The 17,002-nt window shown below is 65.2% G+C and carries 10 protein-coding genes and 1 pseudogene (1 of these 11 only partly in view); 9 read left to right on the top strand and 2 right to left on the bottom strand.

Going from position 1 to position 17,002, the window contains the following annotated elements:
• Positions 1-95 precede the first annotated feature (95 nt).
• The 9 genes and pseudogenes from AUC69_RS06750 (at position 96) to AUC69_RS06705 (ending at position 15,503) form a co-directional block, all read left to right on the top strand.
• Positions 96-1,391: an aspartate kinase gene (locus AUC69_RS06750; protein ID WP_069441463.1), complete on the top strand. Its 1,296-nt coding sequence runs from the start codon at positions 96-98 to the stop codon at positions 1,389-1,391.
• A gap of 110 nt (positions 1,392-1,501) precedes the next feature.
• Positions 1,502-3,727 (top strand): phosphoenolpyruvate--protein phosphotransferase, encoded by a 2,226-nt coding sequence (gene ptsP / locus AUC69_RS06745; protein WP_244500143.1) that lies wholly within the window; start codon positions 1,502-1,504, stop codon positions 3,725-3,727.
• Between the two features lie 208 nt (positions 3,728-3,935).
• Entirely contained in the window at positions 3,936-4,844 is a 909-nt protein-coding gene (locus AUC69_RS06740; RefSeq protein ID WP_069441462.1) for a hypothetical protein, read from the top strand.
• 191 nt (positions 4,845-5,035) lie between these two features.
• Positions 5,036-6,124 carry a peptide chain release factor 1 gene (prfA, locus tag AUC69_RS06730; RefSeq protein ID WP_069441460.1) on the top strand — a complete coding sequence of 363 codons (1,089 nt, stop codon included), beginning with the start codon at positions 5,036-5,038 and terminating at the stop codon, positions 6,122-6,124.
• A complete protein-coding gene (gene prmC / locus AUC69_RS06725; RefSeq protein ID WP_069441459.1) occupies positions 6,121-6,999 on the top strand; it encodes a peptide chain release factor N(5)-glutamine methyltransferase in 879 nt (292 codons plus the stop codon). The genes prfA and prmC overlap by 4 nt, the downstream gene beginning before the upstream one ends.
• 412 nt (positions 7,000-7,411) lie before the next feature.
• A pseudogene (locus AUC69_RS18420) lies at positions 7,412-7,717 on the top strand (DUF4167 domain-containing protein); the annotation flags it as partial.
• Positions 7,718-8,250: 533 nt separating this feature from the next.
• Positions 8,251-10,857 carry an ATP-dependent chaperone ClpB gene (gene clpB, locus AUC69_RS06715; RefSeq protein WP_069441457.1) on the top strand — a complete coding sequence of 869 codons (2,607 nt, stop codon included), beginning with the start codon at positions 8,251-8,253 and terminating at the stop codon, positions 10,855-10,857.
• A 241-nt stretch (positions 10,858-11,098) separates the two neighbouring features.
• Positions 11,099-13,393: a hypothetical protein gene (locus tag AUC69_RS06710; RefSeq protein ID WP_141700638.1), complete on the top strand. Its 2,295-nt coding sequence runs from the start codon at positions 11,099-11,101 to the stop codon at positions 13,391-13,393.
• 649 nt (positions 13,394-14,042) lie between these two features.
• Positions 14,043-15,503, top strand: a complete 1,461-nt coding sequence (locus tag AUC69_RS06705; RefSeq protein ID WP_069441455.1) for an SEL1-like repeat protein — start codon at positions 14,043-14,045, stop codon at positions 15,501-15,503.
• Positions 15,504-16,309: 806 nt separating this feature from the next.
• Here AUC69_RS06705 and AUC69_RS06695 read toward each other — a convergent pair.
• Complete coding sequence (locus AUC69_RS06695; RefSeq protein ID WP_244500149.1) at positions 16,310-16,666, bottom strand: M23 family metallopeptidase; 357 nt, start codon at positions 16,664-16,666, stop codon at positions 16,310-16,312.
• Positions 16,585-17,002 carry the 3' portion of a hypothetical protein gene (locus AUC69_RS06690; protein WP_069441452.1) on the bottom strand. 488 nt of this gene lie beyond the right edge of the window, so the window shows 418 of its 906 coding nt (coding positions 489-906); its start codon lies off the right edge, out of view; its stop codon occupies positions 16,585-16,587. Before AUC69_RS06690 ends, AUC69_RS06695 begins: the two co-directional genes overlap by 82 nt.

Genomic DNA, 17,002 nt, shown 5'->3' with positions numbered 1-17,002 from the left:
AGCCATGTTGCGGCTTTCGGCCCCAATCAGTATGAAAGAGCCGAATTTTGCCGGCCGGTCCAAAAATGGGGCCGGCCCTCTTCTTGTGAGCAGTCATGTCCCTGCTGGTGTTGAAATTTGGCGGCACGTCGGTGGCCGATCTCGAGCGCATCCGCAATGTCGCGGCGCATGTGAAGCGCGAGGTCGACGGCGGAAACGCTTGCGCCGTCGTGGTATCGGCCATGGCCGGGCAGACCAACCAGCTCGTGGCGCTCGTCGAGGAGGCGTGGGGCTACAAGGTGCGCAGCCAGAACGGCGCGGCGGCTTCGGCCCATTACGACACCCGCGAATATGACGCGGTGGTGTCCTCCGGCGAGCAGGTGACCTCGGGGCTGCTGGCGCTCGTGCTCCAGGCTGCCGGCGTGCAGGCCCGGTCCTGGCAGGGCTGGCAGATCCCGTTGCGGACCGACGCGGCCCACCGCGCCGCGCGCATCACCGGCGTGGAGGTGGGCGAGCTCAAGGCGCGGATGCTCGACGGCGAGGTGGCCGTCATCGCCGGCTTCCAGGGCATCGCGCCGGGGAACCGTATCGCGACGCTCGGGCGCGGCGGCTCCGATACGAGTGCCGTGGCCTTGGCGGCGGCGTTGCAAGCCGACCGCTGCGACATCTATACGGACGTGGATGGGGTCTACACCACCGATCCCCGCGTGGTGCCGAAGGCGCATCGCCTCGACCGCATCTCCTACGAGGAAATGCTGGAAATGGCCTCGCAAGGGGCCAAGGTGCTACAGACGCGATCGGTCGAGCTTGCCATGCAGAAGGGCGTGCGGGTGCTCGTGCGCTCGAGCTTTGATGCGCCCGACCTGGCCGGCAAGGGCGATGCCGAGACCGGCGGGGGACTGGGAACACTCGTTTGCCATGAGGATGAGATCGTGGAGCAAAACGTCGTCAGTGGAATTGCCTATGCGCGGGACGAGGCCAAGGTGACTCTGCTCAAAGTGGCCGATAAGCCGGGCGTCGCGGCGCAAGTGTTCGGCCCGCTGGCCGAGGCCCACATCAATGTCGACATGATCGTGCAGAATGTGTCCGACGACGGGCGCCACACCGATATGACCTTCACGGTGCAGAGCGCCGATCTCGACCGGGCGCTCGAAGTTTTGAGGAATTCCAAGGACTCCATCGGCTATTTGGACTTGCGTGGCTCGACCGACATCGCCAAGGTGTCGGCGATTGGCGTCGGTATGCGGAGCCACGCTGGGGTTGCCGCGCAAATGTTCAGCGCGCTTGCCGAAAAGGGCATCAATATCGAGGCGATCTCGACATCCGAGATCAAAATCAGCGTATTGATCGATGCGGCCTATGCCGAGCTTGCGGTGCGGACCTTGCATTCCTTGTTCGGATTAGACCGTTAGCGGATGAAGCGGCCAGCCTTACTCTCTTCTCTTTGAGACGCTAGGTCCGCCGCTTCTCCGGTCGGCGAGGACGGGTAGCTATGCCTGCGTCAGTTGGTGCCCCAAGACAGATGCTCCGTCGCCTCCGCGAGGTGATGGCGGAGCACGAGAGCGCGCAGGCTCGCCTCGACAAGGTGGTGGTGCTGATCGCCTCCAACATCGTGGCCGAGGTGTGCTCGCTCTATTTGCGGCGGCGCGACGGCACGCTGGAGCTGGTGGCCACGGAGGGCCTGAACCCGGGCGCCGTCCACAACACCCATTTGAAGCCGGGCGAGGGTCTGGTCGGCTTGATCGCCGAGCAGGCCGAGCCGAAGCAATTCGCCGACGCCCAGCATCACCCGGCTTTCTCCTACCGGCCGGAGACGGGCGAGGAGATCTATCACTCCTTCGTCGGCGTGCCGATCCTGCGCGGCGGCCACACGATCGGCGTGCTGACGGTGCAGAACCGGACCATGCGCCAATATAGCGACGAGGAGGTCGAGGCGCTCCAGACCACGGCGATGGTGATCGCCGAGATGATCGCCTCGGGCGGATTCGTCACCGAGGAGGTCACGGCCGAAACCCGCCGCGACGCCAATGCGCGGTTCACCGGCCAGCCCATCTCCGAGGGCGTGGCGCTCGGCCATATCGTGCTGCACGAGCCGCGCATCGTGGTCACTCGCCTCATCGCCGAGGACGTCGAGCTCGAGCGGCGGCGGCTGCTCCAGGCCATCGAAGACCTCACCACCATGATCGACGAGATGATGGACCGGGGCGACATGGCGCGGGCCGGCGAGCACCGGGAAGTGCTCGAGGCATTCCGCATGTTCGCCCATGACCACGGCTGGCGGCGGCGGCTCGACGAGGCGCTGGCCACGGGATTGACCGCCGAGGCCGCCGTGCAGCGCGTGCGCAACGATACCCGCGCGCGCATGCTGCGCATGCCCGATCAGCGGTTCCGCGACCGCCTGCACGACATCGACGATCTGTCCAACCGTCTGCTGCGTCTGTTGTCGGGCGGCACGGAGACGGGCGCCACGGGCAATCTGCCCGAGGACGCCATCGTCATCGCCCGCACCATGGGGCCGGGCGAGCTGCTCGATTACGACCGCCAGCGCCTGCGCGGTCTCGTGCTGGAGGAGGGCGGCGCCAACAGCCATGTGGCCATCGTGGCCCGGGCGCTCGGCATCGCCGCCATCACACAATGCGACGGCGTACTCGATGCCGTCGAGCAGGGCGACGCGGCCATTCTCGACGCTGCGGGCGGCGAGTTGCATCTGCGGCCGACCCAAGAGGTCATCTCGGCCTATTCGGACAAGGTCCGCTTCATGGCGCGGCGGCAGGCGCAATACGCGGCGCTGCGCGATGTGCCCGCCATGACCCTCGACGACCAGCGGGTGAGCCTGAACATCAACGCGGGGCTGTTGTTCGATCTGCCGCATCTCGACCAGTCCGGTGCCGACGGCATCGGCCTCTTCCGCACCGAGCTGCAGTTCATGATCTCGTCGACCTTCCCGCGGCTGAACCAGCAGACGCGCCTCTATAAGGCGATCCTCGATGCCGCCGGCGATCGGCCGTGGTGTTCCGCTCGCTCGACGGCGGCGACAAGGTGCTGCCCTATTTCCGCGCCGGCGCGGGAAGAAAACCCGGCGCTCGGCTGGCGGGCGATCCGCATGGCGCTCGACCGGCCGGCCCTGTTCCGCACCCAGATCCGGGCACTGCTCAGGGCGGCGAATGGGCGCGAGATCCGCATCATGCTGCCGATGATCTCCGACGTGTCGGAGTTCGAGGCGGCGCGCCGGCTGATCGACCGCGAGGTGAAGATCCTCATGCGGCACGGCCGCCCGGAGCCGAAGCGGCTCATGGTCGGCGCCATGATCGAGGTGCCGGCCCTACTGTGGCAACTCGACAGCGTCCTTCCGCTCGCCGATTTCGCCTCGGTGGGGTCCAACGATCTGATGCAGTTCCTGTTCGCCGCGGACCGCGGCAATGTCCGCGTGTCGGACCGCTTCGACAGCCTCAACCCGGCCGCGCTCAAAGCATTCCGCCACATCGTGCGGTCGGCGGATAAGCATGACGTGCCGCTCACGCTGTGCGGCGAAATGGCCGGAAAGCCGCTCGAGGCGATGGCGCTGATCGGCCTCGGCTTCCGCTCGATCTCGATGGCGCCGGCCTCCGTGGGCCCGGTCAAGGCCATGATCTTGTCGCTCGACGCCGGCAATCTCCAGCAACGGCTGGATGAGCTGCTCGACACCAAGAAGACCTCGCTTCGCGAAGATTTGAAACGCTTCGCCGCCGACAGTGGCGTGCAGATTTAGCCGCAGGGGCGAGCGAGGAGTCGGCAATTGGCGCAGCAATATGGTAGCCTTTCGAAGGCTTGCAAACTCGCCGACATTGGGCTTGTGTTAGCCGAAGGATCGCAGGAGATGGGGCCGGCCGAGCAACGAAAGCGGGGCCGTAGCAGTTACCAGCAGACCCGTCGCCGCCCGCGGACGGCGGGCGTCTTGATATTCACGGGATTGAGAAATGCCAGCCGGCTATGATGCGGAAGTGGCCGAGTTGTTTCGGGACTTGAGGGCTGCCAGCAGCCTGACCGAAACAGATCTCGCCGCCCAGATCGCCGCCCCCATCGAGGTGGTCCAGGCGCTTGAGCAGGGCGCGCTTTACGCGCTGCCGCCCTGGCCGGAGACCTGCCGCGTCGTCAACGCCTATGGCACGCTGCTCAATCTCGATACCCGTCCGTTGCTACGGCGCATTTATGCGCAGATCGAAGCGGGAATCGTCGAGTTGCGGCCGAAGACCATGCCTGACGTTCCGGTCATGGCGCCCCAGGGCGGCGGCAATGCCGCCCCGTCCCTGCCGCCCATGCCGCAAGCGCCGAATTGGCCGAACGGACAGCAAGTGAGGGCGCAGCCCCAGGCTCCGTGGCCGGGCGGCGCGCCGCAATTCCCGCAAGGCGGGATGCAAGGCATGCCAAAGCAGGCCGGCCAGGCTCCGGCACCCCAGGCACCTGCACCCAGGGCCTCGGCGCCGCAAGCTCCCGCGCCGCAGGCGCCCGCCTGGCAGAATGGTCCGCAAGCCGCGCCGCAGCCGCAGGCCCGTCCGGCGCAACCGCAACAACCGGTTCGGCCGCAGCAGCCGGCCCGTCAGCCGGCACCGCAAGCCTTCCCGCCTGAGCCCCAGGGCCTCCAGCCCGATCCTCACGGGTTCCAGCCGGATGCCCAATTCCAGCCGGATCCCCATGGCCTCCAGCCGGACCCCGGCGGCTTCCAGCCCGATCCCTACGGCCTCCCGCCGGACGCGGGCTTCGAGGCGACGCGAGCTTCGAGGCGGATGCGGGCTTCGAGGCCGGGGGTGCGCCGCAACCGGTGGAAGACGCCGCGTTCATGGGCGAGGCGGAGTCGGCGCCGGCGCGCAAGAGGCCCGCTTTGCTGAAATGGGGCCTCGTCGCGCTGATTGCGTCGGTGATCGGCTTTGGACTATGGATGGCGTTGAGCGATTCATCCGGTCCGACGTCGTCCTCGGGGTCTTTCGACACCTCCGATCCCGTCTTGGATCCGGACGACCCGCGCAGCCGCAAGGCTGACCGGCTTCCGAACAATTTCTAGGCTTTCCCGCCTCATCCCATGACGACTATTCCAGCCGAGAAGCTCGACCATCTCGTCGCCCGTTGGCAGACGGTGCAAGACAGCCTTGCCGCCGGTGCCGACCAGGAGAGCTATGTGCGTCTCTCCCGCGAGTTTTCAGAGCTCGATCCCATCGTCGCCACCATCACGGCGCTGCGCGAGGCGCAGCACGAGCGTGACGGCTTGCAGGAAATCATCGACGACCGCACCTCGGACAAGGCCATGTTGACGCTCGCCGAGGAGGAGATCGAAGGGCTCGACGCGAAGATCGAAGAGCTAGAGCACCACCTGAAAATCCAGCTGCTGCCCAAGGACGAAGCCGACGAGAAGAGCGCGATCCTCGAGGTCCGGGCAGGTACCGGCGGCGAAGAGGCGGCGCTGTTCGCGGGCGATCTGTTCCGCATGTATCAGCGCTATGCGGACCGGCAGGGCTGGAAGGTCAATGTCATGTCGGCGAGCGAGTCCGCCAATGGTGGATATAAAGAGATCATCGCCAATATCACCGGCAAGGGCGTGTTCGCCCGGATGAAATTCGAGTCCGGCGTGCACCGGGTGCAGCGCGTGCCGGAAACCGAAGCGCAAGGGCGCATTCATACCTCGGCGGCGACGGTGGCCGTGCTTCCCGAGGAGGAGGTCGACGTCAAGGTTGACGAGAAGGATTTGCGCGTCGACGTGTACCGGGCGAGCGGTCCCGGCGGACAGTCGGTGAACACCACCGACAGCGCGGTCCGGATCACGCATATCCCTTCGGGTCTCGTGGTCATCCAGCAAGACGAGAAGTCGCAACACAAGAACCGGGCGAAAGCCATGAAGGTGCTGCGCGCGCGGCTCTACGATCTGGAACGCGCCAAGCTCGACGAGGAGCGGGCGCAAGACCGCCGCAGCCAGATCGGCACGGGCGACCGGTCCCAGCGCATCCGCACCTATAATTTCCCGCAAGGCCGCGTCACCGATCACCGTATCGGTCTCACCACGCACCAGTTGCAAATGGTGCTGGAGGGCGAGCCGGCGCTGGATGAGATCATCGATGCGCTGATCACCGAGCAGCAGACGAGCCAACTTGCCGACATGCAGGAGCACGAAGCGTGACCGGGACGCTCGAGGCGGCGCGCGGGGCGGCCACGCGGACGCTGCGGGAGGCCGGCATCGACACGCCGGCCCTGGATGCGCGGCTGCTGCTCTGCCATGCCGCAGGCCTCAGCCATGAGGCGCTGATCGCGCGAAGCCGCGATGAGGTTTCGTCGGACGTGGCGGCGCAGCTTGCGAGTTTTGTCGCGCGGCGACTCCAGGGCGAGCCGGTCTCGCGCATCCGCGGCGTGCGGGAATTCTACGGCCGGGACTTTCTCGTCGGCCGCGATACGCTCGACCCGCGCCCCGACACCGAGACGCTGATCGCCGCGGTGCTGGACGTCATTGGCCGGGATGGCGGGCAGCGTCGGCCGCTCAAGCTCCTCGATCTCGGCACCGGCTCCGGCTGCATCCTGCTCACGCTGCTCGCCGAGTTGCCGGAAGCCCAAGGCCTCGGCACCGACATGTGCGACGGTGCGTTGCGGCTTGCCGCTGAGAACGCGGAGCGTCTGGGGCTGGCGCCCCGCGCCCGGTTCATCGCCGCCGATTGGCTCGACGGGATCGAGGGCTCGTTTGACCTCATCGTGTCCAATCCGCCGTATATCCCGTCCGAGGAGATCGCCGGCCTTGCCCGGGACGTGGCGGCCTACGATCCGCGGGCGGCGCTCGATGGCGGGGCGGATGGGCTCGATGCCTACCGGCGCATCGCCGAGAGCGCTCGCTCGGTGCTGGCGCCTGGGGGGAGCATTTTGGTTGAGATCGGCCCCACCCAGGCCGGGGCCGTAGCCGCGCTGTTCCGGGCGGCGGGCCTCACGGTCGAGGCGGACGATGTGCGGTTCGATTTGGCCGGACGGCCCCGCTGCGTCCTCGCCGGGGCCCCTCCGAGGGCCGGCTAGAAGGTCGCATGGCCCCCAAAAATGAGCTTGGAAAACGGGGATGTTCGGGGTAGGTTCGAGGCAAGGGAATGAAAATCTTCGGCCAAGCGTGGCTTTTGAACGCGGCCGGTTGCATGGCAACAAGAGCGGATATCTCGTGAACCTCGATTGACAGGCGGTGTGCCTCTCGGGTTGTTCAGGAGACGCTCAACCGCCCATCAGATTTGGTTGGCTGGCGCTGGCCCAAGGATTCAAGACGCGTAGCGCCGAGGCCGACCCAAGACAAGGCAGCAAGAAAAAACAGCGTTTTGACGACTGCGTGGCCCATCCGGCTTTCCGGCGCAAAGTGCGTGGGACCTTGAGCGCTGGTCGTGGAGAGTGACAGGGAACGAAGGACGCGGCGTATCGGCCGCCAATCAGGTGAACAAGGCTCATGAGGCAAGGACAACAACAGAATCGCAGGGGCCGCGGCCGCGGCCGTAAGCCCCAAAATCCACTGGCGCGGAACTACGAGTCGAACGGACCGGACGTGAAGATCCGGGGGACCGCGTCCCATGTGGCGGAGAAATACATGTCGCTAGCGCGTGACGCGCTGGCCTCCGGCGACATGATCGCGGCGGAGAGCTATCTCCAGCACGCTGAGCATTATAATCGCATCGTCATGGCGGCTCAGACGCAGCTCAGCCCGCAAGGTGGCGCCCAGCCGGGCGAGTCCCCGAATGGCGGCGGCGGACAGCAGCCTCAGAGCCGCTGGCACTCCGATTCCGACGAAGAAGGCTCCGACGAGTCGGCATCCATGGCCAGCGGGCAGACCGGTGGCGGCAGCCAGGACCGGGAGCGCCACACGGGCGACCGGGAGCATCATGGTGGCGGACGCGAGCGGGGCCGCCGGCCGCAAGGCGGCAATGGGAGCGGCGGGGGCGTGCGTGACGCCAATGGCGCCGAGCCGGGCGAGGCGCAAGCCTCCGACGAAAGCGAGAACGCTCCCGACGTCGTGAGCTAAGCTTCCAGTCTCAAAGTCTTACGGGTGGTTCGATTGACGGCGCGGCGCGTCCGATATCGGCGCTGCGGCTAACCGTTTGCTAACGGTGGCGCGCGCGGCCGGTTTGCTCTCCATCAAGTCGCCCCCTCTTTTTGTGCGCTAAGCGGCTCGCTATATGTCCGTTAACGGGGCCTGGGGTATCAGGTTCACGACAACGGCACCCCCCCCCGCCGGTTTGACCGTCCTTGCCGGCCCACCCTCAAGCCCGACCCGATCCAAGAGGGAAGATTATGGATTTCGAGAAGCTTTCCGACCGCCTTAAGGGATTCCTGCAAGCCGCGCAGACCATCGCCGTGCGTGACGGCAATCCGCAGATCACGCCAGAGCATTTCCTCAAAGCCCTGCTCGACGACCCGGAAGGACTGGCCGCGGGGCTGATCGGCCGCGCCGGCGGCGACCCCAAGACCGCCCTGATGCGGACCGACGCGGCGCTCGCCAAGCTGCCCAAAGTGTCCGGTTCGGGCGCCACCCAGCCGCAAATGACCCCGGCGCTGTCGCGGGTGCTCGACCAGGCGGAGCAGGTGGCGAAGAAGGCCGGCGATAGTTTCGTCACCGTGGAGCGGGCGCTACAGGCGCTGGCCATGACGAAAGAGGGCGACACCGCCAGCATCCTCAAAGACGCTGGCGTGACGCCGCAGAGCCTCAACGAGGCGATCAACGACTTACGCAAGGGCCGCACCGCCGATAGCGCCGGCGCCGAGCAGCAATATGACGCGCTGAAGCGCTACACCCGCGACTTCACGGACGCCGCGGAGAAGGGCGAGCTCGATCCGGTGATCGGCCGCGACGAGGAGATCCGCCGCACCATCCAAGTGCTGTCGCGGCGCACCAAGAACAATCCCGTGCTCATCGGCGAGCCGGGCGTCGGCAAGACGGCCATCGTCGAGGGCCTGGCGCACCGCATCGTCAAGGGCGACGTGCCGGAGAGCCTGAAGGACAAGAAGGTGCTGTCCCTCGACATGGGCGCGCTCATCGCCGGGGCCAAATATCGCGGCGAGTTCGAGGAGCGGCTCAAGGCCGTGCTCAGCGAGATCGAGGCCTCCCACGGCCAGATCATCCTGTTCATCGACGAGATGCATACGCTGGTGGGTGCCGGCGGCGCGGAGGGCGCCATGGACGCCTCCAACCTGCTGAAGCCCGCGCTCGCCCGCGGCGAGCTGCATTGCGTCGGCGCCACCACGCTCGACGAATATCGCAAGCATGTGGAGAAGGACGCGGCCCTCGCCCGGCGCTTCCAGCCGGTGTTCGTGCCCGAGCCAACGGTGGAGGACACCATCTCCATCCTGCGCGGCCTGAAGGAGAAATACGAGCTGCATCACGGCGTGCGCATTTCCGATGCCTCGCTCGTGGTCGCCGCCACCCTGTCAAACCGCTACATCACCGACCGTTTCCTGCCCGACAAGGCCATCGACCTGATGGACGAGGCGGCGTCGCGCTGCGCATGCAGGTGGACTCCAAGCCCGAGGCGCTCGACGAGCTCGGACCGGCGCCTGATGCAGCTCAAGATCGAGCGCGAGGCGTTGAAGAAGGAGACCGACAGCGCCTCTCAGGACCGGCTCGCCAAGCTCGAGAAGGAGATCGCCAATCTGGAGGAGAGCGCCAACGCGCTCGCCGGCCGCTGGCAGGAAGAGAAGGAGAAGCTCGGACAGGCGCAGAAGATCAAGGAAGACCTCGATCATGCGCGCAACGAGCTGGAGCAGGCCCAGCGCGCGGGCGACCTCGCCAAGGCCGGCGAGCTGGCCTACGGCAAGATCCCCGATCTCGAGGCGAAGCTCGCCAAGATCGAAGAGGAAGAGGGCCAGGCCGGCAGCCTCGCGCAAGAGGTCGTCACCCCCGACATGATCGCGCAAGTGGTGTCGCGCTGGACCGGCATTCCCGTCGACAAGATGCTGGAAGGCGAGCGCGAGAAGCTGCTTCAGATGGAGACGCAGATCGCCAAGCGCGTGGTCGGCCAGCAGGAGGCGGTCGAGGCCGTGTCCACCGCGGTGCGCCGCAGCCGCGCCGGCCTGCAAGACCCCAACCGGCCCATGGGTTCGTTCATGTTCTTAGGCCCGACCGGCGTCGGCAAGACGGAGCTTTCCCGCGCGCTCGCCGAGTTCCTGTTCGACGACGAGCACGCCATCCTCCGCGTCGACATGAGCGAATATATGGAGAAGCACGCGGTGGCCCGGCTGATCGGCGCGCCTCCCGGCTATGTGGGCTATGAGGAGGGCGGCGCGCTCACCGAGGCCGTGCGCCGCAGGCCGTATCAAGTCATCCTGTTCGACGAGATCGAGAAGGCGCATCCGGACGTGTTCAACGTGCTGCTGCAAGTGCTCGACGACGGCAGGCTGACGGACGGCCAAGGCCGCACGGTCGACTTCCGCAACACGCTCATCATCATGACGTCCAATCTCGGCTCCGAATATCTCGTCAACCAGAAGGAGGGCGAGGATTCATCGGCGGTCGAGGCCCAAGTCATGGATGTGGTGCGCTCGCACTTCCGGCCAGAGTTCCTCAACCGCGTGGACGAGATCATCCTGTTCCATCGCTTGCGCCGCGAGCATATGGGCGCGATCGTCGACATCCAGCTGAAGCGCCTCGCCAAGCTCCTGGCCGACCGCAAGATCACGCTGGAGCTCGACGATCAGGCCAAGGACTGGCTCGGCACCAAGGGCTACGACCCGGCCTATGGCGCGCGCCCCTTAAAGCGCGTGATCCAGAAATATGTGCAAGACCCGCTGGCCGAGATGGTGCTCGCCGGCAAGATCCATGACGGCGAGACGGTGAAGATCACCGCCGGCAAGGACGGGCTCATGTTCAATGGGGCTGCTGCGAGCAAGGCCAAGGCGGCTTAGGGTTTACCGGCGGCTGGGGTGTGCCCGCCGGATGTCCGCTTCTGACCCATGTCAGACTCGTGAGTCGGGCTTGGCCATTTGCGCGCGAACTTGACCTGAATCAGAGCCAGTTCAGGCTCCGATGATCTAGCTTGCCTTCAGCTGAGGGCGGAGAGCCGCGAGGCAGTCCGCGAGCTGTCGTCCCCGAAATCTCTGGCAGGAACCAGGGGCGCAACGAAAGTAGCGTTGGCGCGGACATGGCATGACAGAGTCTTCATCACGGGTTGAGGCGGATTGGGCGCGCCAGGTTCGCGGCATCGCTAGATTGCTGTCATGTCGCCTCGTGTTCAGTATCGGCCTGGCCATCTTTGCTGTCGTAACAGCGGAAGCTGCGGACCTGAACTCAATTCCCGAGGTCATAGATTTCCAAGGCCGTCACGATCCCCCGACCGCCCCTAACGTCTGGGAGCGGGACATCGATCGCTCCCTGGATGATCTGGTCGAGACGGTTAAGAACAGAAGGGACCTCACGACGGATGTTGCCATTCCCGGAGAGTCGGTGCGCGAGCATGCGACCGGGGCCACAGGCGACCCTCTGTTTGGGACCCAGATGGGAGAGATTCTGCGCGGCGACACATTGCCGGAAGACGTTCGTGACACGAACCCGTATGCCAGACTTACAGCCAAAACCGAAGATCGGCTGCGGGACAGCATGCTCGCCGCGCCAAAGGGGAGTCTGACACCTGCGCGCGTGATGGACATGGCGCTTGATGCGTCCGGCGGCAACTATCCGATTGCCACCCTGACTGCCCACAGCGTGCTCAAGAGCCATACCAAACGCGGTCGTGAAATCATCGAAAAGATGCAAACCCGCGTCGCGGCATTGTCCAGAGGCACTATCTCGCAGGCCGAATACGACCGGCAGATGGCCGATCTTCGCAAGCAGTTGCGGCCCCATAGCGAAATCGCGTCGCGGCTGCAGAACTTGCGCGCCGATCCGACAGCCACGGGAGACAAATTGGGGCCGTGGTATCATACGTTCGGCGTCATGGCGCTCGGCTCCGTTCATGGCGGAACCGATGCGACCGGCGGCGTTCTTTGGGAACATGCCTCCAAATGGCTTGGTTGGTTTGGGGGAACTCCGTTCAACCCGGAAAAGGCCAGCATCGATGCCAAGGTCGCCGTGCGCACCCTGGACCCGAGGCAACTGGGAGGATATGAGCGCGATCGGAGCATTGCCGGGCCCCATCCGAGCGAATTCATTCCCGACTATTTCGATGATCCGATCGTCAAGGAAGAAGCTCGGCTTGCCCGATGCACGACCGCCGGCATCCAGGCTGATCGCGCCATAGCGGAACTTCAAGGACCCGTATCGGCTGCGAAAATCGACGCCGCCAAAACCAAACTTCCGACGATGAAGGGTCAAATTGCGGAATGCCCGGAGATGGCGGGAAAAGTCGCGACCATAGAACAGGCGGCGGCGGCGGCGGCGGACAGCATCATCCGGCAGGGTCAGGAGGCGCTTTCCAGTTGCGACCCCCAAGTCTTGAGCCATGCGGCAAGCGAAGTCGCCGCGCTTAGTAGTGACCCGCGGGCCGCCCAGATAAAGAACCAGCTTGAGCGCAATGCCCCCATCGTAAAGGAGGCCAATGGCGCGTTCGAGGCCGGCAATCAAAGCTATCTTGCGGGCGATTTGGGCGCTGCCCGGGCTTCGCTGTTGCGCGCGCGAGATGCGATTGGCGGGCTTGGTGGCACGGCCTGCCCGGAGCTGCGCGAGCGGATCGCAAAGGGGCTGGACAAGATCGATACGTTGACGAGCGCACTGGACAAGATCACGGCCGCAATCGATTCCTGCGACGCCCGTGGCATGGAGAACTATCGGCGGCAGTTGGCTGGGGTGCAGAATCCCCATCCGATAATTCAGGAGAAGATGGCGGAGCTCGACCGGGTTGCGGCGAGGTCGGCGAAGGCGACTGCGGCGTTCGATGAGGCCAATGTGGCGTTCAAGGCGGGCGAGCTTTCTGAAGCAAGGGCAAAGTTGCAAAGTGCCGAGGACGAGGTCAGGGCCCTTAACGGCAACCCGCCCTGTCCGGGTCTGCTGGACCGGATCGCAGCGGGGAGAGGCAAGATAACCCGGATCGAGGACGTCCTCACGCAGGCCGACGCGGCGATCGGGAGTTGCGACGTGGAGCAGCTCGATGCGCTGCAGTCGAAGCTTGGCGCCGCCTCGGGCACGCACAAGTCTTTCCGCTATAAGGCCACGGAGCTGGAACAAGCGAAGGCGAAATGCGGACAGCAAGCCATCGAGGCAGCGACCTCCGATTGCGTGAACAAATACGGCAGCGGCTATAGCGCCGGCAGCGTCTCGCCGACGGGAGCTACTATTGCATTCCAGATAAGACGGCAGCGAATGCTTGGTGCGAGAACAACAATGGAAGCGGTTGGTATGCCGGCAAGGTCAACAGCGACGGCTCATTCAGCTGCAATATGGGCAAGTCGGCTCGCAACGCCAGTTGTCAGCAGAAATACGGAAGCGGTTGGTATGCCGGCAATATGAAGAGCGATGGCTCATTCAACTGCAATATGGGTAAGTCGGCTCGCAACTCCAGTTGCCGGCAGCAGTATGGAAGCGGCTGGTACGCCGGCAAGCTGCGCGGGGACGGCTCGTTTATGTGTTACGGGCCCAGGCAAGCTCAGCCACGTGCTCCGCGTGGACCTTCCGGCGCTGAGGTGGGGGCAGCGATTGCCGGCGCCATTGCTGAGGGCATCGCACGAAGTGGAGGCGGAGGCAGGCCACGCAGCAAGTGTCACCGCCGTCGCGATGGGACAATACATTGCGGTTCCAACTAGGAGAGCGGGATTGAGAAAGGTAGGCCAATGCCCCGACACCACAGGCGAAGCCGCAGCCTCCTGCGAGTCGAGGCGGCTGAACGGTGGGAGGCACGCTTGTCGGGCGTTGTCGCATCCGATGATGCGGCGAGGATGGGTCATGCCAAGACATACTGCAGGTTTAGTCCTTCTGATAGCGGCCATGGTGTTTGCCGCCTCGACGTCCGGTGCACGGGCCGCCAGCGCAAGGCTCTGGGACGCCTGTAAGACCGCACTTGCCGAGATTGCAAGGACCGAGACCCCACCCCAGCCGTCTTCGTCTGTGCCGAACCTCGGCGACCTTCAGGACCTCGGCACGCTGGATTGAAGTAGAAAGCATGAGAAAGCTGCTCACCACGCTTGCTGCAATCTTGATGCTAACCGCGCTCGACGGGGCGCCGGCTTTTGCCCAGGCTGATGCCACCGAACTGAGCTTCTGGGAGAGCGTGCGCGACAGCGATCAGCCACAGGAGCTTGAGGCCTATCTCAAGGCCTATCCGGACGGCATGTTCGCGCCGCTGGCGCGGATACGCATTGAGAAGCTCAAGGGCAGCGATGCATCAGAACCGGCTCAGCCGGAGCCTGCCCCGTCGTCACCGTCGGAGAAGGAAGCTGGCGCCACGGAAGAGGCTTCCGAAGTGGAGCAGGCCGCGTCATCGCCGCCGGTGAATGAATGCGATCGGTTGGCCGCGCATCCGCTCTATACGGCAGAGGGTATCTCGGGCATCGATTTCGACGATATTCCCAGTGACGAGGCAATCCGGGCCTGCCGCGCGGCGGTGGTGGCCTCTCCGGAAACAGAGCGCTTCCAGTTTCAGCTGGCGCGCGCGCTGCTCAGCGGCAAGGTCTATGAGGAGGCACGCCGGCGGTTTCGAGTGGTCGCCGAGAAAGGGCATGCCGGCGCGGCGCTTAATCTCGGGCTCATCTACGGGCATGGTCGTGGCGTGCCGAAGGACTATGCGCAGGCTGCGCGGTGGCTTCGCCAGGCGTCCGATGACGGCGACCCCGTTGCTATGATCGCGCTTGGCTACCTCTACAAGGCAGGACTCGGGGTAGAGCAGAGCGATCAGGAGGCTGTCGCTTGGTTTCGCAAGGCCATGGAAAAAAATGAGCCGGATGGCTTCAGTCGTCTCGCATCGATGTACGCCGAGGGCCGCGGCGTGTCGAAGGATATGAAAGAAGCCGCAAGGCTTCATCGCCAAGCGGCCGACATGGGCCTCGTGGAGTCCATGTATGTGCTCGGTAAGCTTTACGCCGATGGCGAGGGCGTGTCCAAGGACGAGGCGGAAGCTATCCGGTGGTACAAGAGGGCAGCCGAGAAAGGCAGTATCCAGGCGATGACCAATCTCGGATATGCCTTCCACGCCGGAAGAGGCACCGATAAAGACCTCTCACAAGCTGTCGAATGGTATCGCAAGGCTGCGGACAAGGGCGAGGCCACGGCGAAGAACAATCTGGGCATGCTCTACAACGACGGGACGGGCGTACTACGCGACGGGAAGGAGGCCGCACGGCTTCTCCTTGAGGCGTATCGCGGCGGTGACGCTTACGCGAAAAGGAATTTGGAAGAGCAAAGCGGCGTACTCAGTATCGAGACCCGCCGGGAACTACAGCGCCTGATGAAGCAGGAAGGCGTGTACAACGGCAAGATCGATGGTCGCTTCGGCTCCGGCACGAAGGCCGCGCTCAAGGCGCTCGCGCCGGTACAGGATGCGGCCAAGAGTGTCCGAGCCAGTTCAACAGCCGCGGACAAACCCGAAGACCTCGGCGATCTCCAGAACCTCGGCACGTTGGACTGAAGCAGGGCGCTCCACGACAGCGGCAAACCTTATCCCCGCCTCCCAAATCCCGCTTGCACTCCGCTCACCTTGCCCTTCGGGACAGGCGCTATCGAGAGGCGATTTGCGTTGGCGGGGCTTCTACAAGCGTGGCTATCCCGCACTCCATCAGCGAGAATCGGCGCGTTGCCGGGCGCTGACGACAAACATTCCCCTCTTTTATACCCGCCTGCAAAACCTCCCGTAGAATACTTCCATCCCTGCCCCAGCGAGGGATGCGGTGCCTAGGACCGACCTGACATCGTGGGGCAGGGTCGCGGCGCCCGGGGTGGCGCGGTACGGATGGGCCGATCTCGGATGCGGAATTCCCGATAGGCCCGGACCACCGCGCCATGGCTAACGGACCGGCCTCGGGGGTCTCTACTTCGCCCGCCTGCGCTGTAACGCGTGGGCCATCGGGTGAGGCGCGCATCTGCTTTCGCACCGCGCCTGTGCCACTGGCGATAAGCGGCGATACGAGGCTCTAAAAAGATGCCGCGCGCGGGGCGCGCCAATAAGGCCGCCCATGAGCTCGAGCAGGACGCGGTCTTCGTGCGCGCCCCGCGCTGTCCCTCATGCCTCGCGGGTGCTTCCCGGCGAGACGTCGCGGCGTGGCCGCATGTTACTTTGCGCTACCGGCCGCTGGCCTACTTGAGCGCATATTCATTCGTCATGCCCGGACGTGATCCGGGCATCCAATAGGGCCGGTTAGCGCAAGATCAACAAGATCAAAATGTAGGGGAAGGAGAAGGAGAGGCGCGGGAAGCGAAACTTACTGGGTGACGAAGCTACTGGGTGACCACTTGGGCGACGCGGCTGGTGACGGGATCGAGCTGCATCAGGGCCTCGATGCGGCGGCGCTCTCTCTGGAAGGCGGCGAGCTCGCGGCCTTCGAGCTGGAGGCCGCGCGGCACGGCGATGGTCATCGGGTTGACGAACTTGTTGTTGACCAGGACCTCGAAGTGGCAATGCGGGCCGGTGGAGCGGCCGGTCGAGCCGACGAAGCCGATGATCTGGCCTTGCTTGACCGAGGCGCCGGGTTCGGAGCCGGGGGCGAAGCGGGTCATGTGGCCATAGGCGGTGGCGAAGCCGTTGGCGTGGCGGATGCGGATATAGTTGCCGTAGCCGCCGTGACGCTCGGCGATCTCGATGGTGCCGTCGCCGGCGGCGAGGATCGGCGTGCCGGAGGGCGCGGCCCAGTCGCGCCGGTATGCATGCGGATGCGGCGGAGCAGCGGATGCTTGCGGTTGCCGAAGCCCGAGGTGTAGCGGCCGCCCTTGACGGGGTTGCGCATCAGGAACTTCTTGGCGCTGTTGCCGTGCTCGTCATAGTAGTCGACCGCGTCGTCCGGCGTGCGGAAGCGGTAGAATTTGCGCATCTCGCCGCCGACGGTCATGGAGGTGTAGAGCAGCTCGCCCATCTCCTCGCCGTCGCTGCCGTCGGAGTCGAAGAACACTTCGAAGGTGTCGCCGGGGCGGACC

It is taken from the genome of Methyloceanibacter superfactus (assembly GCF_001723305.1).
Taxonomy (GTDB): domain Bacteria; phylum Pseudomonadota; class Alphaproteobacteria; order Rhizobiales; family Methyloligellaceae; genus Methyloceanibacter; species Methyloceanibacter superfactus.
The sequence above is the reverse complement of the archived record's forward strand: the minus strand, read 5'-3'. Positions and strand labels throughout refer to the sequence as shown.